The organism is Allobosea sp. Root483D1, from assembly GCF_001429505.1.
Taxonomy (GTDB): domain Bacteria; phylum Pseudomonadota; class Alphaproteobacteria; order Rhizobiales; family Beijerinckiaceae; genus Allobosea.
In genome coordinates, this window is record NZ_LMJW01000001.1 from 734,798 (window position 1) to 753,647 (window position 18,850).

The following is an 18,850-nucleotide window of genomic DNA, read 5'->3' on the forward strand; positions in this document are numbered from 1 at the left end:
GTGCCCCGCTCCCTCAGCCCGGCCGCTTCGGGATCTCCAGACCGCGCTGCACGGCGGGACGCGCCAGACCACGCTCCAGCCACGCCGGGACGAGCTTCAGCTTGTCGTATTCGACCAGCTCGCCAGCGCCGTAGAAGCCGACGAGGTTGCGGACCCAGCCGAGCGTCGCGATGTCGGCGATGGTATACTCGTCGCCCATCAGCCAGTCGCGGCCGGAAAGCCTGGTCTCGAGCACGCCTAGCAGGCGCTTGCTCTCATTGGCGTAGCGGTCGCGCGGGCGCTTGTCCTCGTATTCGCGGCCGGCGAACTTATGGAAAAAGCCGAGCTGGCCGAACATCGGGCCGATCGCCGCCATCTGGAAAAACACCCATTGCAGGGTCTCGTAGCGGCGGGCCGGGTCGGTGGGGAGGAACTTGCCGGCCTTGTCGGCGAGATAGACCAGAATCGCACCCGATTCGAAAAGCGCGAAGGGCTTGCCGCCCGGACCATCCGGATCGAGGATCGACGGGATCTTGCCGTTCGGGTTGAGCGAGAGGAATTCCGGCGTCCAGGTCTCGTTCTTGCCGATGTCGATGGTGTGCGGCTCATAGGGGATGCCGGTCTCCTCCAGCATGATCGAGACCTTCACGCCATTGGGCGTCGGCAGCGAATAGAGCTGCAGCCGGTCGGGATGCTTGGCAGGCCAGCGCTGCGTGATCGGAAAAGCGGAAAGATCGGACATCGAGATTTCCTGGGGTAGCGGGCTAGGCGCCGGCATTGCCTGGCGCGCCCTGTAGGCGGGACGCCGATGGCGCGTGCCATGACGTTGCAGCGTAGCTTGGAGCGGCCCGTCGGACGACGCAACCGCACGGAGCTTGCAGCGCTGCCGAACCACCACGGCAAATCAGAAATCAGGGGGTTAACAGCACACCGGCCGGAAAGCGCAGCGTTAACCGCCGCTTAACGCCATCGGCAAAGTTAATCCGCCCGTGGCTTCCAGGACGCAGCCGGTCAACAAACCGTTCACCCAACGCCTCGCATTTGATCAGTCATGCGTCGCGTTCATCTCACCCTCATCGCGCTCGGCGTCATCGGCGTCGGCCTTGCCGGCTGCGGCAAGTTCCAGAAGCCGCAGCGCGCCGCCTGGCGTGACCAGGCCGAAGCCCAGTGCCTGGCCTCGCGCCAGGTACCGCTCTCGGCCTATGTCAGCCTGCGCGAGAAGGCCATAGACGGGCCGGGCACCTGCGGCATGGAAAAACCCCTCAAGGTCGCCGCCTTCGCCAATGGCAGCGTTGCCCTGACTAGCAATGCGACGCTCGCCTGCCCCGTCGTCGCGACCACCGACAAATGGTTCACCGAAGTGGTGCAGCCGGCGGCGATGAACGTGCTCGGTGCGCAGGTGATCGAAATCCGTGCCGGCTCCTATTCCTGCCGCGCCATGAACAACGGCACCGGCACCAGCCGCACCTCCGAGCACGCCTTCGGCAACGCCGTCGACGTCTTCTCCTTCCGGCTGAACGACAACCGTGTCGTCACCGTCAAGGATGGCTGGCGCGGCTCACCGGAGGAGCAGGCCTTCCTGCGCGAGATCTTCGTCGGCGCTTGCGAGCACTTCTCGACGGTGCTCGGCCCCGGCGCCGACGCCTTCCACTACGACCATTTCCACATCGACCTGGCGCGGCATTCCAAGGGCCGGCACATCTGCAAGCCGGTGATCAAATACGAGCCCAACTACAACCTGCCGCCGCCGGACCCGGCGCGGCCTGACCGGATGGCGCTGCAACAGCAGCAGCCCGGGATGCGCGATACCTTGCCGCCGCCGATGGTGGCTAGCAATTCCGGCGGCCTGCTGCGTCAGCCGAGCGGCGGCCTGCGCCCGCCCGGCGCGGTCAACGGCGGCTATCCGGTCGCACATCAGCAACATGGCGGCCTCGAAGGGCAGCGGCGCTATATCGAGGAGGCGCCGCAGCCGCAGATGACGCAGCGCTATCAGCCGCAGCCGGTGCCGAGCGAGATGCGCGGGCCATTGCAGCTGCCGGGCTCTACGCCACCGACCGAGGAGCTGATCGTCGGCGACGACGAGGGCAACGGCATCCTCGACGGGGCGGGCGAGAGCGAGCCGCCGATCAGCCCACGCAACGACCCGTTTGCCTATCGGCCGCAAGGCCAGCAGACCGGGACGATCCGACGGTGAGAGCGTAGCGGCGGCCTGTCATGCAGGTCGCCGCTACCATCCTCAGGCTTTGGCGACCTCCCGGGCAGCCTCGTCGATCAGCCCAGCCACCTCCCCCGCCCGCGAAGCCAGGGAGGCATGGCTCGCATCCAGCGTGAGGATGCGGCGCGGCTTCATCCGCTCGGCCATGCGATACTGGTTGTCCGGATGGATCATCCGGTCATCGGTGGAGAGCTGGTACCAGACCGGCTTCTTCTTCCAGGCCGGCGCCGTGATCGTATCGCCGAAGGTCGATGCCAGCGGCGCCTTCTGCGCGACCGCCATGGCGAGCGCCTCGTCGGCGCTAAGATCCGGGCAGAAGCTCTCATGATACTTGTCGTATTTGATCCAGAGATAGCCATCGCTGTCGGGAGCGAGATTGGCGAAGGCCGCCGGCGGAGCCGCCTGGCTGATGCCGCCGGGGCTTTCGCCGGCATCCGGCGCGAAGGCGGCGATGTAGACGAGGCCGACGACATTCGGCAGGTCGCCAGCCTCGGTGATGACGGCGCCGCCATAGGAGTGGCCGACGAGCAGCACCGGACCGGCCAGCTGCTTCACCATCTTGCGGGTGCGCTCGGCGTCTTCGGCGAGCGAGGTCAGCGGCATCTCGACGGCCCGCAGGTCGGCATGGCCCATGCGGGCCAGCTCGACGATGACCTTGCTCCAATGAGCGGCCCCGCCCCAGAAGCCGTGAACGAGAACGATGGTCGGATTGGCACTCATCATGCTCTCCTCTGATCGACAGCATAGCCACACGGGCGGGACGCCCCGCGCCCAGCCAGGCTGGGCCGCCACTATGACAGAGGAAAGGTGGGCCCGACTACTTTGCTAGCGCGACACCAGAACCTGCCGGCACTCGGCCGGCAATGCCTCGATCGACATCGGCGGCTTGGGCTTCGGCCGAGGCCCCGGAGGGGGCTTGGGCTTTGGTCCGAAGATCGCCTTGTGCTGGCGCTCGACCCAACCCGTGAGCTCCTCGCCGCAGCCATCGCCGAAATTGGGCGGCTCCTGGCCGTCGCAGCCCTCGACGCCCGGCGGGCAGCTCAGCCTGATGTGGAAATGATAATTATGCCCCCAGATCGGCCTGACCTTGTTCAGCCAGCTCTTGTCCGCGCCGGCCTCGCGGCAGAGCGCGACCTTGAGCGCCGGATTGACGAAGATGCGCTCGACCCTGGGCTCGCTGGCGGCCGCCTTGATCAGGCGGGTATGCGCCGGGGTCCAGTTCTTCGGGTCGATATCGCGCCAGTCGGAACGGGCCATATTGATCGCCGACATGTTCTCGCGGTCGTCGCTGTCGAGCCGCTTCCGCGGCATCGGCGTCAACCAGATGTCGGCGTCGAGCCCGATCTGGTGCGAGGCATGGCCGGTCAGCATCGGCCCGCCGCGCACCTGCGAGATGTCGCCGACCAGCAGGCCGGACCAGCCGGTGATCTTGGGCACCTCGCGGGCAAAGCGCTCGAGGAAGGAGATCAGCTCCGGGTGGCCCCAGTTGCGACTGCGGGCGAGACGCATGACCTGCCAGTTCTCGCCGTCGACCGGCAGCGCGGTCGCACCGGCAAGACAGCCGCGGGCATAGGAACCGATGGCGCGCGCCCTCATCGCGGCAGGGGTAGTCTTCTGGCCGAACAGAGCACGAGCCGCGTCGGGGTAGGCTGCGATATTGGCGGCGCGCGTTTTCGCCTCCGCCTCGGCGGTGGACTGCGCGTGGACGGTCCCGGCCGTTGCCAGCATCGGCAGGAGAATCAGGAGGGCGAAGCGGCGAAGCAGCTGCATGTCGGGAGAATCGCAGGCCACTCGCACCGAGGTCAAGCCGCAGCTCGATCAATGGGCTGGACAGGGCGCACGGGAGCCGGCAGCGTCTGCGCTGCCGAAGAACGGGCGGCAAGCCCTCCGGCGAACGCAGCTGGAGGAGAAACCCGACGATGAACTGCTTTTCTCTCGATCGCCGTATGCTGCTCGGCGGCCTCGGCGCCTCGCTCGCTCTGCCCACGGCTGGCCATGCGCAAAACCCCTGGCCGCAGGGACGCACGCCGAAGCTGGTCGTGCCGTTCACGCCCGGCGGCGCCACCGACATCCTCGGCCGGCTGGTCGCCGACAAGGTCGGGCAAGCGCTCGGGGCGACCTTCGTAGTCGAGAACCGCGCCGGCGCCGGCGGCAATATCGGCGTCGAGGCGGTGGCGCGCTCCGAGCCGAACGGCGACACGCTGCTGATCGTCTCGGTCGGCCTCGTCGCCAACCCGGCGCTCTACGCCAAGGTCAACTACGACCCGCTCACCGATTTTGCGCCGATCACCATGGTGGCGCTGGTGCCGAACCTGCTCGTCGTCAGCCCCGATCTCAAGGTCAAGGACACGGCTGAGCTGATCGCCTACGGCAAGGCCAATCCGGGCAAGCTGACCTATGCCTCCTCCGGCGTCGGCACCTCGATCCACCTCGCCGGCGAGCTTTTCCAGAAGCTGACCGGCATCAAGATGGTGCATGTGCCCTATCGCGGCTCGGCCCAGGCGATGCAGGACCTGATCGGCGGACGCGTCGACCTGATGTTCGACAACATCACCGCCGCGCTGCCCCAGGTCCGCGCCGGCACGGTGCGCGGTTTTGGCGTCACCACGGCGCAGCGCGCGCCGACCGCCGCCGAATTTGCACCGATCAATGATCTCGTGCCGGGCTTCGACGTCTCCTCATGGTTCGCCCTGTTCGCGCCGGCGAAGACGCCGCAGGCGATCATCGACCGGCTCCAGGCCGAGACCAAGGCCGCGATCGCCGACCCGGCCGTGCGCGGCAAGATGGACCAGCTCGCGGCCCAGCCGGTCGGCAACACGCCGGCGGAACTCGCCGCCTTCGTCCGCGCCGAGCAGGCGAAATGGGTCAGCCTGATCCGCGAGGTCGGCATCAAGGCGGAGTGATACTCCGGGAACCTACCGTTCGCGCCCGACGTTCTTTGGACGCACGCCCGTCGATCGGCGACGAGGCAAGCGGACGGAAGAAGGGGCGCGAGCCATGTCCACACTTCTCATCATCATCCTGCTCATCGTCCTGCTCGGCGGCGGCGGATATTATGGACATCGCAGCTATGGCGGCGCCGGGCTCGGCGGCGTGGTCGGCCTCGTGCTGATGATCGTGATCGTGCTGTGGCTGCTCGGGGCGCTCGGTGGTCCGGTCGTCAGGGTCTGATGTTGCGACAAGCGCAGGGCTGGGCCCTGCGCTTCAGTTCGCCAGCTTCCAGACCAGCATGGCGGCGGCGAGATCCTCGAGCGCAGTGCCGACCGATTTGAACAAGGTCACGTCGTCGCGCTCGGCCGCGGGGTCATATTCGCCGCGGCAAAGGCCGGCCAACGTTCCGGAGACCTGCTCCGCTCCATAGGCGCCCGCCTTGATCGCGACGGCGACGTCGCCGCCCTCATGCAACGCCGCTTCGGTATCGACGAAGACATGGGCGCGCTGCAGCGCCTCGTCATCGGCTTCCCGCATCGACAGATTGAAGGCGCCGACCAGGTCGAGATGGGCAGTGCGCTTCAGCCAGCGGCCGTGGATCAACGGCTCCCGCGACAGGGTCGCACAGGAGATGAGATCGGCCTGGCGCGCCTCGGCCTCCAGGTTCTCCGCGACGCGTGCTTCGATGCCGTCGCGCGCCAGCTCGGCGACGACCTCGGCCGCGGCCTCCGGGCGACGCGCCCAGATCGCGATTTCCTCGAAATTGCGGACGCTGCGATGCGCCTTGACCAGGAAGGTCGAGAGCGCGCCGGCTCCGACCATCAGCATCCGCTTGGTATCCGGGCGCTCCAGCATGCGCGAGGCGAGCGCCGAGGCTGCCGCGGTGCGCCACAACGTCAGGCGCGCCCCGTCCAGCGCGGCCAGCGGCGCGCCGGTCGCACCGTCCATCAGGAGGTAAGAACCCATCACGCTCGGCAGGCTGACCGTAGCGTTGCCGGGAAACACCGTGACGACCTTGGTGCCGAGGAAGGCGGGCTTTTCCTCCGACGCGGTCCAGGCCGGCATCAGCAACAAGGTCGCGGCGGCACCGGGCCGCTCGATCTCATGATGATGGCGCACCGGCGTGACGATGTCGCCGCGGAAGGCCGCGGAAAGCGCATCGATCAGCGCGGGGAAGTTGAGCAGGCCATCGATCTCGGCCGCGGAAAAGAAGCGCATGGTCGCAGCGTCAGACGCGGTTGGTCAGTGCGGGCAGTGCCGAATCCGGCACGGCGGCGCGCAGCGACTGCGCCTCGCCACGCAGCTTGTCGGCTTCGCGGCGGTTGACCCTCGCGGCCTTGCGGTGCTTGCCCTGCGCCAGCCAGGAGGCGAAGCCCCCGATCAGGATGCCGATGGCGATGGCGGCGAGGACCACGGCGAACAGCGGCAGGTCGAGGGCGAATGCCGGCGCATCGCGGCTGATCGGGTCGAGCGAGACCCGGACCGGGGCGCGGTTCGCCACCGAAAACAGCACCACGATCAATGCGACCGGGACAAGCACCAGCGCCTTGAAGAAAGCCTTCATCCCGCTCCTCCGGTCCGCTCAGGCCTTGCCGTTCAGCCGCATGCGCAGCTCCTTGCCGGTCTTGAAGACCGGCACGAACTTCTGATCGACCTTGACGGAATCGCCGGTACGCGGGTTGCGGCCGACGCGGGCGGCACGCTCCTTGGTCGAGAAGGCGCCGAAGCCGCGCAGCTCGACCCGATCGCCGCGCGAGAGCGCCTTGACGACCTCGTCGAGGATCGAGCCGACGATGTTCTCGATATCCCGCTGGTAGAGATGGGTGTTGCGCTCGGCAATGCGCTGGACGAGTTCTGATTTTATCATGGGTCCAATATAACCGCTTGTAACATCGTCACTTTTCGACGGCAGGCTGCCAGAGCGCCAAGGGCGCGTCAAGCCGCAGTCCGATGGGAGTTTCCGCAGCGCGCGAGATCAGCGCCGCAAGCTCCTCCAGGCCGGCGGCGCGCGCCATCGCCTCACTCGCGCTCCACAGCCCGTAGGAGGAAGATTCGCTCCGGCGGCGCCAGTCGCGCACCGGCAGGTCCTTGCCGACCCCCTTCTCGCGCTCGAGCCAGGCGATCGCCTCCTGCTCGCTGCCGACTTCGTCGATGAGCTTGAGCTTGACCGCCTGGCGGCCGGAATGGACACGGCCATCGGATACGGCGGCGACCTCGGGGTCGGCGAGCTTGCGGCGCTCGCCGACCAGCCGCTTGAACCAGTCGTAATTGTCGGCGATGACGCGCGCGGTTTCGGTCGCTGCCTCGGGCGAGGTCGGCTCGAGGCCGCTCGGAGCCGCTTTGAGCGGGCTCGAGCGGGTGATCTCGAACTTGACGCCGATCGTGTCGAGCAGCCTTGCTACATTGGGAATCTGGGCGATCACGCCGATCGAGCCGACCATCGAGGTCTGGCGCGCGACGATGCGTTCGCTGCCGAGCGCGACGATGTAACCGCCGGAGGCGGCGATACCGTCGACCACCGCAATGACCGGTTTCTTCGCGGCGAGACGACGAACCGCGTCGTACACCGCTTCCGAGCCAGTCACCGTGCCGCCAGGGCTGTCGATGCTGAGCAGCACGGCGCTGGCGCGGCTGTTCTCGAGCGACTTGATCAGCTCGAGCGTGCGGCGGTCGCCGGAGATGAAGCCGGAAATGGTGACGCGGGCGATATGGGCCTGGCTGGTGCTGCCCGGCAGGCGCCCGCTCCAGGTGAGCGCGCCGGCGACGATCAGGGCGACCACGCCGACCAGGGCAAGCAGCCGCCAGAGCGAGAGCTTGCGCCTCAGGCTGCGACGATCGGCGAGCAGATCGGCATCGGACGACATGTCTGCGGCTCCGGCTCTCACTTTGCGACAGAGGCCACGCTCCGATCACTTGCAGCGCAAGCTGGTCGGCGCAGGCTCCAGGGGCCCTGTGATGTAGCCCCACGGTGCGGGAGGGGCAAGGCAACAATGGCCGCGACAGGATGCCCGGCTCAGGCCTCGGCCAGCGCCCGCTGACGATCGAGCGCGAGCAAGGCGAGCCCGCTCGCCACCGAGCGGAAAGCGTCGCCGATATGAATACGCTCCGGGCTGAAGCGCCGGTCGAACAGCGCGCGCACCGCTGGCACATAGGAGGTGCCGCCGGTCATGAACACCGCCTCGATCTTGTCGCCATCGACACCGGCGGCGGCCAGCGCGTCGTCGAGCGCGCCCTCGATCGCCGCGACATCGTCGGCGATCCAGCGTTCGAACAGGGTCCGCGTCACGGTGCGGTCAATACGCACGCCCATCTGATCGAAGGCGAGTTGGGCCTCTTCCTGCGAGGAGAGCGCGATCTTGGTCGCCGAGACCGCGCGGTAGAGTTCGTAGCCGAGATCGTATTCGATCACCGTCATCAGATCTTCGAGCCGCTCGGGCTCGACCGCATCGCGGATCAGCGCCTTGAGCTCGGTCATGGTTTCGCGGCTCTTCATCAGCGAGAGCCGGTGCCATTGCGCGAAGGCGGCGTGGTAATGCGCCGGGATCGGCAGGCGCTTGCCGAAGGACAGATAGTCCGAGCCCTTGCCGAGCAGCGGCGAGACCGCATGCTCGATGATGCGGTAGTCGAAGCTGTCGCCGGCGATGCCGACACCGGCATGGGAGAGCGGAACCGCCTGTAGCCGACCCGCGCCACCGGGTTCGAAACGCATCACCGAGAAATCGCTGGTGCCGCCGCCGAAATCGGCGACCAGCATGGTCTGCGGGGTCTTGAGCTCGCGGGCGTACCAGTAGGCGGCGCCGAGCGGCTCATAGGCGAAGTCCACCGTCGGCATGCCGGCCTTGCCATAGGCTGCCGAGAGGCGCGAGAGCGCCAGCACCTCGTCGGGCCGATCGCCGGCGAAGACGACTGGGCGGCCGGAGAGAACGGCGCGTTCGCCGAGATCGTCGAGACCGGCGGAAAGATCCTTCAGGAAGACCGCGATCAGGTCCTCAAGCCGGAAGAGCTTGCCGAACAGGCGGGTCTCCTGGAAGGCGCGGCTCGACAGATACGTCTTCAGCGATTGCAGGAAGCGGTGCTCGGTGGTCATGCCGAGCGCCATGTCGAGCGCATCGGGGCCGCTGACATGGGTGACATGGGAATTGGGCGGCCGGCCCTCGCGCCAGAACATCAGGGCCGAGCGGTAAGCGTCGACGGCGCCCTGCCTGGTCGCGAAGCTGCGGGTCGTCACCGAACCATCGGGACGCGCGAGCGCGACCACGCTGTTGGTGGTGCCGAAATCGATCCCGATCGCCGCGTCCTGCATGTCCGTCTCCACTCATCTCGTCATGGTCGGGCTTCACCCGACCATCTCGGAAACCAGTGCCCTCTGGTCCCGAGCTTCTCGGATCTACGCTTCGCTCCGTCCGAGAACGACGACCTCGGCCGAAACAAAAGCCCGCGCGGATTTCTCCGCGCGGGCCGGTGGTCTGGTCGGGCCGCGAGACGCGGCCCGAAGATCACTTCTTCTCGGTCGTCGCCTTCTTGAGAGCCGCGCCGAGGATGTCGCCGAGCGAAGCACCGGAGTCGGCGGAGCCGTACTGGGCCATCGCCTCCTTCTCTTCGGCCATTTCCAGAGCCTTGATCGAGACCTGGATCTTGCGAGCCTTCTTGTCGAAGAGGATGACGCGGGCATCGACCTTCTCGCCGGCCGCGAAGCGCTCGGGGCGCTGCTCGGAGCGTTCACGCGCGATTTCGGCGCGCTTGATGAAGGTGGTCATGTCCGTGCCGGCGATCTTGACGTCGAGACCGCCTTCCTTGACCTCGACGATCTCGCAGGTCACGACCTGGCCCTTCTTGAACTCGCCGGCATCCACGAAGGGATCGCCGCCGAGCTGCTTCAGGCCGAGCGAGATGCGCTCCTTCTCGACGTCGACATCGAGAACGACCGCCTGGAGCATGTCGCCCTTCTTGTACTCCTCGATCACCTGCTCGCCCGGACGGTTCCAGTCCAGGTCCGACAGATGGATCATACCGTCGATATCGCCTTCCAGGCCGAGGAACAGACCGAACTCGGTCTTGTTCTTGACCTCGCCCTCGACCACGGCACCCGACGGATGCTGCTCGGCGAAGACCTCCCACGGATTGCGGAGGGTCTGCTTGAGACCGAGCGAGATGCGGCGCTTGACCTGATCGACCTCGAGGATCGCGACGTCGACTTCCTGCGAGGTCGAGACGATCTTGCCGGGGTGGACGTTCTTCTTGGTCCAGGACATCTCGGAGACGTGGATCAGGCCTTCGATGCCCGGCTCCACTTCGACGAACGCGCCGTAGTCCGTGATGTTGGTGACGCGGCCCTTAAGGCGCGTACCGACCGGATAACGGGCGGCGATGCCATCCCACGGATCGGCCAGCAGCTGCTTGATGCCGAGCGAGATGCGGTGCGTCTCCTGGTTGATCTTGATGATCTTGACCTGGACCGTCTGGCCGATGGTGACGACCTCGGACGGATGGTTGACGCGGCGCCAGGCCATGTCGGTGACGTGCAGCAGGCCGTCGATACCGCCGAGATCGACGAAGGCGCCGTACTCGGTGATGTTCTTGACGACGCCGTCGATGACCTGGCCCTCTTCGAGCGAGGCGACGAGCTCGGAGCGCGCCTCGGCGCGGGTCTCTTCGAGCACGGTACGGCGCGAGACGACGATGTTGCCGCGGCGACGATCCATCTTGAGGATCTCGAAGGGCTGCGGCTGACCCATCAGCGGGCCGACATCGCGGATCGGGCGGATGTCCACCTGCGAACGCGGCAGGAAGGCGACGGCGCCGTCGAGATCGACGGTGTAGCCACCCTTAACCGTGTTGAAGATGTTGCCCATGACCTTTTCGCGGGCCTCGAACGCCTTCTCGAGCTTGACCCAGCTCTCTTCGCGGCGGGCCTTGTCGCGCGAGATCACGGCTTCGCCGAGCGCGTTCTCGATCCGCTCGAGATAGACCTCGACCTCGTCGCCGACCTTCAGTTCGCCTTCCCGGCCCGGGCCGGTGAATTCCTTAAGCGCGACGCGACCTTCGGTCTTCAGACCGACGTCGATGATCGCCATGTCCTTCTCAATGGCAACGACCTTGCCCTTGATGACGGTACCTTCGAGGGCTTCGTTACGGGTGAACGATTCCTCGAGCAGGGCGGCGAAATCCTCGCGGCCCGCGTGATAGCTTTCGACAGCTGACATAAATGCTCCTGAACGCCGGCCGCGTATCCCGCGGATGTCCGGCATGGCGCCGCTTGGGTTGGTGTTGCACGCCGGATCGATCCGCGCGGGGCTCCGGTTACGGAGCTTGCCGTCCCTCAGGACGGCGGCGCCTGGCCGCAGGGGCCGATCCGCATCCGACAGGCCGTTTTCCAAACACCAAACGGGAGCCGGCCATTTCGGCCGCCCCCGGCTGTGATCGATCACGGCCCTTCGGACGAGGTTGACCTAGCGATTTCCGCCGCCAGTTGCAAGTTGCGCAACCAGAATCCTGCTATCGCCCCGGACGACAACGGCGAGCACACCGAACAGCGCCTCGCCAAATGCCGGTCGCACATGCGTGGAGCGGCCTTGCGAGGCGCCGGAAGGCTGCCGATCTTTCGCGGCGAAGCCCGGCCGCGAGCCGGCGCGATGCAAGGGAAAAGCCCAATGTTCCCGCTTTCCATCCTCGACCTCGCCTTCATCGCCGAAGGCGCGACCGCGGCAGACGCCCTCCACAACAGCCGCGACCTCGCCCGCCATGCCGAAAAGCTCGGCTACACCCGCTTCTGGCTGGCCGAGCACCACAACATGACCGGCATCGCCAGCGCCGCGACCTCGGTCGCGATCGGCTATGTCGCCGAAGGCACCAAGACGATCCGCGTCGGCGCCGGCGGGATCATGCTGCCGAACCATTCGCCAATCGTGATCGCCGAGCAGTTCGGCACGCTGGAGACGCTCTATCCCGGCCGAATCGACCTCGGGCTCGGCCGCGCGCCCGGCACCGACCAGCGGACATGGCGGGCGCTGCGGCGCGAGGCCGACGCGTCCGAACGCTTCCCGCAGGACGTGCTCGAGCTGCAGGCGCTGCTCGGGCCGCTGCAGCCGGACCAGGTGATCCAGGCCGTGCCGGGCACCAACACCAATGTCCCGCTCTGGATCCTCGGCTCCAGCCTGTTCGGCTCGCAGCTCGCCGCGGTGCTCGGCCTGCCCTATGCCTTCGCCTCGCATTTCTCGCCGGACGCGCTGATGGACGCGCTTTCCGTCTATCGCGAGCGCTTCCAGCCTTCGGCGCAGCGCGACAAGCCCTATGCCATGGTCGGCTGCAATGTCATCGCGGCCGAGACCGATGCCGAGGCGCAGTACCTCTTCACCTCGGTGCAGCAGCGCTTCGCCGACATGCTGCGCGGCCGGCGCGGCCTCCTGCCGAGGCCTATCGACGACATCGAGGACTATTGGTCCGGCCCGGAGAAGGCGCAGGCGCAGCGCATGCTGGCCTGCTCCTTCGTCGGCTCGCGCGAGAGCGTGCGGTCGCAATTGCAGGCCTTCATCGAGAAGACCAAGGCCGACGAGTTGATCGTCGCCTCGGCGATCTTCGACCACGCCGCGCGCAAGCGCTCCTATGAGATCCTGGCGGAGATCCAGCCGGCGCTGGGACTGGCGGCGGTCGCCGCCTGAGCGAGCGGTCGTTCAGGACCGGCCTTCGTGCTCGGCTGCGGTGAGGTTTCGCCGCAGCCGCACCATCTCCTCGCGCAGATGGCGCTGCTCCTCGGGGGCCAGGCCGGCCGAGCGCTGCATGCTGACCCGGACCGCCCTGCCCCGCTCGCGGAGCGCCCGGCCTTGCGCCGTCAGATTGAGGCGCACCTGGCGCTCGTCCTGCGGGTCACGGCGACGGGTGAGCACGCCCATCGCCTCCAATCGCTTGAGCAGCGGCGTCAGCGTGCTCGAATCCAGGAAGAGCTTATCGCCGAGCCCGCCGACAGTCTGGTCGGCTTCCTCATAGAGCGCGACCAGCGCGATGTATTGCGGATAGGTCAGCCCGAGCTCGTCGAGGAGCGGCTTGTAGACGCGGTTGAAGGCAAGATTGGTCGAATAGACCGCGAAGCAGAGGAATTCGTCGAGCCCTGGCAGCCGCTCGGCGCCGGCCTGCTCCTGTCCTGAATCGTCCGCCAATGCGTCTCTCCGGAAATTGATCGCTCACAGATATTTGATGCGCGATTTATTTTCAAGCGGTTGAACGGCCTCGCTCCATCATTTAATTGTCGAGAGATTAGATCGCTCGACAAGTAAATGATGGAGCACGAGATGACCCGCATCGCTCCCTTAACCGTCACGGCGCCCAACCCGGGCCGACCAGAAACCGCTCCTGCTCCGCGTCGCCTGCTGCTGGCGGCGATGCTGGCGGCGGCTACGAGCTTCGCCATGGCCTGCAGCGCCTTCACCGGCCCGCGCAGTTACGGGGCCGCCCCGGTCGCGTCATCAAACCCGCCGCCGCGGCGCGGCGCAACCCGCCCCTGACGCCCCGAGGAGACGTTCCATGAACCTCGCTCTCGCCTATCTCACCGGCGTCCTGACCATCGCCAGTCCCTGCATCCTGCCGGTCCTGCCCTTCGTGCTGACGCGTGCCGGTCAGCCTTTCCGCAGCAGCACCTTGCCGATGCTGCTCGGCATGGCGCTGGCTTTCGCTGCCGTGGCAAGCCTCGCCGCCGTCGCCGGCAGCTGGGCGATCGCGCTCAACAGTCATGGCCGCAGCATCGCCCTCGGCCTCGTCGCCCTGTTCGGGCTCGCCTTGCTGTTCCCGGCTCTGGCGATGCGTCTCGCCGCCCCGCTGACCGCTCTCGGCGAAAGGCTGACGCGCAGCACCGGTGCGGACGGTCGCACCGATCTGCGGCCAGCCTCGTCCGCCCTGCTCGGCGTCGCCACCGGCCTGCTCTGGACGCCCTGCGCCGGACCGGTGCTCGGCTTGATCCTGGCGGGAGCCGCGCTTGGCGGGCCGAGCCTCAGCACTGCTTTCCTGCTCTTCGCCTATGCCGCCGGCGCGGCGACGGCGCTGGCCGCCGTACTGCTGTTGGGCAACCGGCTGCTGGCGCGGGCTCGGCGACCCGCAGCTCTACTCGAACCTATCAGACGTGGCCTCGGCCTCGCCGTGGTCGCGAGCACGATCGCGATCGGCTTGGGCTTCGACACCAGTGTCCTCACCCGCCTGTCGGCCCCTACCACGGCCGCGATCGAGCAGCGCCTCCTCGACATCGCCATGCCAGCGGCACCTGGCCTCGTCACCACGGCGCAGGCGCAGCCCGCCTCCAAGCCACTGTTCGGCGCGAGGCAATGGCTCGACCGCGAGCCACTCACTGCCGAGAGCGTGCGCGGCAAGGTCGTGCTGGTGAATTTTTGGACCTATTCCTGCATCAACTGCCTGCGCACGCTGCCTTATGTCCGGGCCTGGGCCGAGAAGTACAAAGATCGCGGCCTCGTCGTGGTTGGCGTGCACACACCGGAATTCGCTTTCGAGAAGGACATAGGCAATGTCCGCAAGGCGGTCGCGGCGCTCGGCGTGAGCTATCCGGTCGCGATCGACAACGACTATGCGGTCTGGCACGCCTTCAGCAACCAGGCCTGGCCGGCGCGCTATTTCATCGACGCGCAGGGCCGGACCCGGCATCACGAGTTCGGCGAGGGCGACTATGCCGCCTCCGAGCGGGTGATCCAGTCGCTGCTCGCCGAGGCCGGTGGCAAGGTCGAGCCCGGCATCGCCAAGGTCTCGGGTGAAGGCGCGCAAGGAGCGCCCGATTTCGCCAATCTGCGCTCGCCCGAGACCTATCTCGGCCATGCCCGCAGCAACGGCTTCGCCTCGCCGGGTGGGATCAGGGCCGATGCGCCGGCCACCTATGAAGCCGCCACCTCGCCGCGCCTCAACCAGTGGAGCCTCTCCGGCAATTGGACCGTCGCCGGCGAGTTCGCCACGTCGCAGCAGGCGGGCGGGCGGATCACCCATCGCTTCCATGCCCGCGACCTGCATCTGGTGATGGGTCGTGCGCCCGGCAGCTCGCCGGTCCGCTTCCGCGTCACCATAGACGGCGCCGCGCCCGGCAGCGCCCATGGCGCCGATATCGACGCCGACGGCTATGGCACAATCAGCGGCGAGCGCCTCTATCAGCTCGTCCGCCAGGACGGGGCGGTGAAGCCCCGCGACTTCTCCATAGAGTTCCTCGATGTCGGCGCCCGCGCCTACGCCTTCACCTTCGGCTGACGGAACGCCTCAGCCCGTCCTGACCTGCGAGGGCGAGCGGCCGAAGCGCTTGCGGAAGCTGCGGTTGAAATAGGAAAGGTCGCCGAAGCCGCACTCGAATGCGACACTGCTGATCGAGATGGCGTCGTCCTCGGCTGACGTCAGCTTGAGCCAGGCGCGCTCGAGCCGGCGCTCCATCACATAGTCCGAGAAGGTGCGCCCCTCGGCGCCGAACGCCTTCTGGATGGCGCGCGGGGTCACGCCGTAAAGCCCCGCGATCATGTCGACCGAGAGTTCGCGCCGCTCCAGCCTGGTCTCGATATCGGCCTTGATCGCGGCGAGCCGGCCGCCGCGCCGGGGCGTGGCCGTAACCGGCGGCGCGCTGCGATCGGCCAGCATCACGCCGATCAGATCGTGGACGTGGCCGATGGCGAGATCGCGCAGCGGCGCCGAATTGAGCGGGAACAGGCCGCGCAGCAGCAACGCCCCGTAATGCGCCAGCACCTGCAGGCCGCGATTGCCGCGCGGGATGGCCCGCATCAATTCGTCAGAGGCAAGCTGAGCAAGCGGTGGGAGGCGCGCCGGATCGAGCGCGATCAAGTCGATGCGGCCAAGCTCGACCAGGGTGAAACGCGTCTCCTGCGCGAGGTCGAGGACTGCGGCATCGCGGGCCCGGAGCGAGACGCGGCGGCCCTCCTGCTCGATCACGCAGCGGCCATCGGACGGGCGAACGAGGATATAGCGTGCCTCCCGCCCGTTCCGGCGCGCCGGCCAGGTCCAGGGCGTCACCGGGGCAAAGCAGGACATCAGCCCGATATCGGGCCGCGTGGTCAGCACGCTGCGGGCGGCGAAAGGGAGGACGGCATCGGCGCGGATATCGTCGCCACCGGGAACATGGCCAAAAATCCTGAGTGCCATCGTCCGGATCTCATCCGGGGCCGCCTCGCCCGAGACCAGCCAGAACGGCGCGAAGGTCTCGGCCTCGATCGCCTCGGCGTTCACAGACCGTGACATCGCTGCCACAGGCGCTTCGTCCCGCATTGGAGTTCGCTTTTGTCCCATAGCGCGTTCGCGCAAGTCCAAGATGATGCTTTAGATATAACTTTAGAGATCACAAGAACACAACGCAGTGCGATCCCTTCGCCGCATAGATCAATGAATAAAACTAGTTTATTCTAGTTCTAAACTAAGATCGACACGGCACCACAACTTCAGATCGAGCGCCCGCGAGCGATACTCTCGCGCACAGACGCCGATCCGGACCGACGACGACAGGTGTCTTCATGAGCAAGCGCGCTTCCCTCTCCATCAGCCTGCCGGCTCTGCTTTGCGCTTCCGCAGCGGTGGCGCAGTCGCCCCAGTCCCGATCCAATGTGATCGACCTCGACACGATCACCGTTACGGCGGCGCGCACCGAGCGCAGCACGGCCGAGACGCCGCAATCGATCCAGGTGCTCGACCGGGCGCAGATCGAGGAGCAGCTTAAGTTCAGCCCGAATGCGGCGGCCGCGCTCGGCAAGCTGGTGCCCGGCTATTCGATGGCGACGCAGACCGTCTCGAGCGCATCGGAGAATTATCGCGGCCGCGACCTGCTCGTGCTGATAGACGGCGTGCCGATGAACACGCCGCTGCGCGACGTCTCGCGCATCCTCTCGCTGATCGACCTCAATACGGTCGAGCGCATCGAGATGGTCGCCGGCGCCTCCAGCCTCTACGGCGCCGGCGCAACCGGCGGCACGGTCAACTTCATCACGAAGAAGGCTGCGGACGGCAAGCCGAGGGTGACAGTCAACACCGCCGTACGCGGCTTCACCCAGGCTCTGGGCCGCTCGCTGGCGCCGGAAGCCTCGGTGACCGTCTCCGGCAAGATTCCTGATGGCTTCGACTACCTGATTTCCGGCAGCGGCCGCGGCGCGGGCCGTACCTATGACGGCGCAGGGCGCGAGCTGCCCTCGGATGGCCTGCTCGGCCAGGGTGGCGGCGACCGCTACAAGGCCGGCAACCTGCTCGCCAAGCTCGGCTATGATTTCGACGCCAGCAAGCGCATCGAACTGCAGGGCTCGCTGATCGCTTTCGACCAGGATCCGAAATACCTGACCAACTACGCCGCGCCCTTCGCCCGGCCGGACCGGACCAAGCTCTATACCGGCGAGAACGTCATCGAAGACACCAAGTCGGTCTCGCTGCGTTACAGCGACAGCGACTTCGCCCTCGGCAAGCTCAGCATCCTCGGCTACTACAACGACATCAAGAAGCGCTTCAATTTCTCGACCTTCTCCTACCCCTACAACAGCCAAGTCTACTACTCCTTCAACCCGGCCTCGCCGACGAGCCCGGACAACCAGACCACGCTCTATTCGCAGCGCGGCGGCGTGAACCTGACGATCGACACCCCGCTCGACCGGCTGCTGCCCGGCGCCAAGTTCACCTGGGGCGGCGACCTCAGCCATGAGAAGACCTGGCAGACCCTGACCAGCGGCCAGGACGTGTTCACGCCGCTGAAGCAGACCACCAGCGCGGCCTTCGGCCAGCTGCAGATCCCGATCGGCGAACGCATCACCCTGCGCGGCGGCTTGCGCTACGAGTACTTCTCGCTCGCGGTCAGCGACTATGTCCGCCCGGCCGCGTTTGCGGCGGTGGCCGCCAACAACGCGCAGGGCTTCCAGAGCTTCGTGCTGCCGGCCCTCAACGTCACCGGTGGCAACTTCGACTACAAGGCCTGGACCGGCAATCTCGGCGCGACGGTCAAGCTTTCCGAGAGCAGCGAGATTTTCGGCGGCTTCTCGCAGGGCTTCGCGCTGCCCGATGTCGGCGCCTTCACCCGGCGGGCCGGCATCTCCACCGCCTTCGCCTGCCCGGTCGCAAACCCGAACTGCCTGCCTGCCAACCGGCGCAATGTCAGCTACAGCACCATCGCGCCGGAAGCGCAGATCGTGAACAATTACGAACTCGGCATCCGCGGCAGCCATGGCATCTTCAAGGGCTCGCTGACCGGCTTCATCAGCACCTCCGGAAAGGGCGTGACCTTTGACCAGGCGAGCAACACGATCTCGCAGCAGAAGGAGCGGATCTGGGGCGTCGAGGCGACCGGCGATGTCGCCGTCACCGAGCAGTTCACCCTCGGCACCGTGCTGGCCTATCGCGAGGGTCGCTACGACACCAATGGCGACCGCAAGCTCGACAGCGCCCTGCCGAACAACCGCATCGGCTCGCCCTATCGCGGCATGCTCTATGGCAGCTACCGCTTCACCAACGGCATGCAGCTGCGGGTCGAGGGCGAGGCGTTCTCCGATCGCGACGTTGCGACCGATCTGCGTGGCACCCGCAACAAGCTGAAGGGCGCCGCGACGATGAACGTCGCCTTCACCGCGCCGGTGCTCGAGGGCGAGGCCTATGTCGCGGTCAACAACCTGTTCGACCGGAACTACCAGAATCCGACCGCGACCTCGGTGCGCAACCTCGCCAACTATGCCTGGGGCCGGACCGTGACGCTCGGCTTCCGCAAGACCTTCTGAC

The 18,850-nt window shown here is 67.0% G+C and carries 17 protein-coding genes; 6 read left to right on the forward strand and 11 right to left on the reverse strand.

Going from position 1 to position 18,850, the window contains the following annotated elements; translation table 11 throughout:
• Nucleotides 1-13 precede the first annotated feature (13 nt).
• Nucleotides 14-721: a glutathione S-transferase N-terminal domain-containing protein gene (locus ASE66_RS03525; RefSeq protein WP_057188155.1), complete on the reverse strand. Its 708-nt coding sequence runs from the start codon at nt 719-721 to the stop codon at nt 14-16.
• A 309-nt stretch (nt 722-1,030) separates the two neighbouring features.
• On the opposite strand from ASE66_RS03525, the gene ASE66_RS03530 reads away from it, so the two are divergent.
• Nucleotides 1,031-2,173: an extensin family protein gene (locus tag ASE66_RS03530; protein ID WP_057188156.1), complete on the forward strand. Its 1,143-nt coding sequence runs from the start codon at nt 1,031-1,033 to the stop codon at nt 2,171-2,173.
• Nucleotides 2,174-2,215: 42 nt separating this feature from the next.
• Here the strand turns inward: ASE66_RS03530 and ASE66_RS03535 are convergent, their stop codons facing one another.
• Both ASE66_RS03535 and mepA read right to left on the reverse strand, forming a co-directional pair.
• Nucleotides 2,216-2,914 carry an alpha/beta hydrolase gene (locus ASE66_RS03535; RefSeq protein WP_057188157.1) on the reverse strand — a complete coding sequence of 233 codons (699 nt, stop codon included), beginning with the start codon at nt 2,912-2,914 and terminating at the stop codon, nt 2,216-2,218.
• 105 nt (nt 2,915-3,019) lie between these two features.
• Nucleotides 3,020-3,964, reverse strand: a complete 945-nt coding sequence (gene mepA, locus ASE66_RS03540) for a penicillin-insensitive murein endopeptidase (protein ID WP_057188158.1) — start codon at nt 3,962-3,964, stop codon at nt 3,020-3,022.
• Between the two features lie 149 nt (nt 3,965-4,113).
• Between mepA and ASE66_RS03545 the strand changes: the two genes are divergently transcribed.
• Nucleotides 4,114-5,097, forward strand: a complete 984-nt coding sequence (locus ASE66_RS03545) for a Bug family tripartite tricarboxylate transporter substrate binding protein (RefSeq protein ID WP_057188159.1) — start codon at nt 4,114-4,116, stop codon at nt 5,095-5,097.
• 94 nt (nt 5,098-5,191) lie between these two features.
• On the forward strand, nt 5,192-5,365 hold the full coding sequence (locus tag ASE66_RS31215) for a DUF3309 family protein (protein ID WP_082613164.1): 174 nt from the start codon (nt 5,192-5,194) through the stop codon (nt 5,363-5,365).
• 33 nt (nt 5,366-5,398) lie between these two features.
• Here ASE66_RS31215 and ASE66_RS03550 read toward each other — a convergent pair whose 3' ends face one another.
• From ASE66_RS03550 to rpsA, 6 genes are all read right to left on the reverse strand, one after another.
• Nucleotides 5,399-6,343 (reverse strand): ornithine cyclodeaminase family protein, encoded by a 945-nt coding sequence (locus ASE66_RS03550; protein ID WP_057188160.1) that lies wholly within the window; start codon nt 6,341-6,343, stop codon nt 5,399-5,401.
• A gap of 10 nt (nt 6,344-6,353) precedes the next feature.
• Entirely contained in the window at nt 6,354-6,689 is a 336-nt protein-coding gene (locus ASE66_RS03555) for a LapA family protein (protein ID WP_057188161.1), read from the reverse strand.
• A gap of 18 nt (nt 6,690-6,707) precedes the next feature.
• A complete protein-coding gene (gene ihfB, locus ASE66_RS03560) occupies nt 6,708-6,992 on the reverse strand; it encodes an integration host factor subunit beta (RefSeq protein ID WP_057188162.1) in 285 nt (94 codons plus the stop codon).
• A 28-nt stretch (nt 6,993-7,020) separates the two neighbouring features.
• Nucleotides 7,021-7,989: a signal peptide peptidase SppA gene (gene sppA / locus ASE66_RS03565; RefSeq protein WP_057188163.1), complete on the reverse strand. Its 969-nt coding sequence runs from the start codon at nt 7,987-7,989 to the stop codon at nt 7,021-7,023.
• A 149-nt stretch (nt 7,990-8,138) separates the two neighbouring features.
• Nucleotides 8,139-9,428, reverse strand: a complete 1,290-nt coding sequence (locus ASE66_RS03570; protein WP_057188164.1) for an Hsp70 family protein — start codon at nt 9,426-9,428, stop codon at nt 8,139-8,141.
• A 193-nt stretch (nt 9,429-9,621) separates the two neighbouring features.
• Nucleotides 9,622-11,328: a 30S ribosomal protein S1 gene (gene rpsA / locus ASE66_RS03575; protein WP_057188165.1), complete on the reverse strand. Its 1,707-nt coding sequence runs from the start codon at nt 11,326-11,328 to the stop codon at nt 9,622-9,624.
• Nucleotides 11,329-11,775: 447 nt separating this feature from the next.
• Here rpsA and ASE66_RS03580 point away from each other — a divergent pair, with 447 nt between their 5' ends.
• Nucleotides 11,776-12,783 (forward strand): LLM class flavin-dependent oxidoreductase, encoded by a 1,008-nt coding sequence (locus tag ASE66_RS03580; protein WP_057188166.1) that lies wholly within the window; start codon nt 11,776-11,778, stop codon nt 12,781-12,783.
• Nucleotides 12,784-12,795: 12 nt separating this feature from the next.
• Here the strand turns inward: ASE66_RS03580 and ASE66_RS03585 are convergent, their stop codons facing one another.
• Nucleotides 12,796-13,278 carry a MarR family winged helix-turn-helix transcriptional regulator gene (locus tag ASE66_RS03585; RefSeq protein WP_244494787.1) on the reverse strand — a complete coding sequence of 161 codons (483 nt, stop codon included), beginning with the start codon at nt 13,276-13,278 and terminating at the stop codon, nt 12,796-12,798.
• A gap of 364 nt (nt 13,279-13,642) precedes the next feature.
• On the opposite strand from ASE66_RS03585, the gene ASE66_RS03590 reads away from it, so the two are divergent.
• A complete protein-coding gene (locus ASE66_RS03590; RefSeq protein ID WP_057188167.1) occupies nt 13,643-15,355 on the forward strand; it encodes a cytochrome c biogenesis protein DipZ in 1,713 nt (570 codons plus the stop codon).
• 9 nt (nt 15,356-15,364) lie between these two features.
• Here the strand turns inward: ASE66_RS03590 and ASE66_RS03595 are convergent, their stop codons facing one another.
• A complete protein-coding gene (locus tag ASE66_RS03595; protein ID WP_162262437.1) occupies nt 15,365-16,348 on the reverse strand; it encodes a helix-turn-helix transcriptional regulator in 984 nt (327 codons plus the stop codon).
• Nucleotides 16,349-16,617: 269 nt separating this feature from the next.
• Between ASE66_RS03595 and ASE66_RS03600 the strand changes: the two genes are divergently transcribed.
• Nucleotides 16,618-18,849: a TonB-dependent receptor gene (locus ASE66_RS03600; RefSeq protein ID WP_082613166.1), complete on the forward strand. Its 2,232-nt coding sequence runs from the start codon at nt 16,618-16,620 to the stop codon at nt 18,847-18,849.
• Nucleotide 18,850: the final 1 nt, after the last annotated feature.

Coding starts and splice junctions, on each gene's coding strand:
- ASE66_RS31215 (WP_082613164.1), top strand. CDS start 5,192: ATGTCCACACTTCTCATCATCATCCTGCTCATCGTCCTGCTCGGCGGC.
- ASE66_RS03530 (WP_057188156.1), top strand. CDS start 1,031: ATGCGTCGCGTTCATCTCACCCTCATCGCGCTCGGCGTCATCGGCGTC.
- ASE66_RS03525 (WP_057188155.1), bottom strand. CDS start 721: ATGTCCGATCTTTCCGCTTTTCCGATCACGCAGCGCTGGCCTGCCAAG.
- ASE66_RS03590 (WP_057188167.1), top strand. CDS start 13,643: ATGAACCTCGCTCTCGCCTATCTCACCGGCGTCCTGACCATCGCCAGT.
- ASE66_RS03550 (WP_057188160.1), bottom strand. CDS start 6,343: ATGCGCTTCTTTTCCGCGGCCGAGATCGATGGCCTGCTCAACTTCCCC.
- mepA (WP_057188158.1), bottom strand. CDS start 3,964: ATGCAGCTGCTTCGCCGCTTCGCCCTCCTGATTCTCCTGCCGATGCTG.
- ASE66_RS03600 (WP_082613166.1), top strand. CDS start 16,618: ATGAGCAAGCGCGCTTCCCTCTCCATCAGCCTGCCGGCTCTGCTTTGC.
- ASE66_RS03535 (WP_057188157.1), bottom strand. CDS start 2,914: ATGAGTGCCAATCCGACCATCGTTCTCGTTCACGGCTTCTGGGGCGGG.
- ASE66_RS03580 (WP_057188166.1), top strand. CDS start 11,776: ATGTTCCCGCTTTCCATCCTCGACCTCGCCTTCATCGCCGAAGGCGCG.
- sppA (WP_057188163.1), bottom strand. CDS start 7,989: ATGTCGTCCGATGCCGATCTGCTCGCCGATCGTCGCAGCCTGAGGCGC.
- ASE66_RS03555 (WP_057188161.1), bottom strand. CDS start 6,689: ATGAAGGCTTTCTTCAAGGCGCTGGTGCTTGTCCCGGTCGCATTGATC.
- ASE66_RS03595 (WP_162262437.1), bottom strand. CDS start 16,348: ATGTCACGGTCTGTGAACGCCGAGGCGATCGAGGCCGAGACCTTCGCG.
- ASE66_RS03545 (WP_057188159.1), top strand. CDS start 4,114: ATGAACTGCTTTTCTCTCGATCGCCGTATGCTGCTCGGCGGCCTCGGC.
- ASE66_RS03570 (WP_057188164.1), bottom strand. CDS start 9,428: ATGCAGGACGCGGCGATCGGGATCGATTTCGGCACCACCAACAGCGTG.
- ihfB (WP_057188162.1), bottom strand. CDS start 6,992: ATGATAAAATCAGAACTCGTCCAGCGCATTGCCGAGCGCAACACCCAT.
- rpsA (WP_057188165.1), bottom strand. CDS start 11,328: ATGTCAGCTGTCGAAAGCTATCACGCGGGCCGCGAGGATTTCGCCGCC.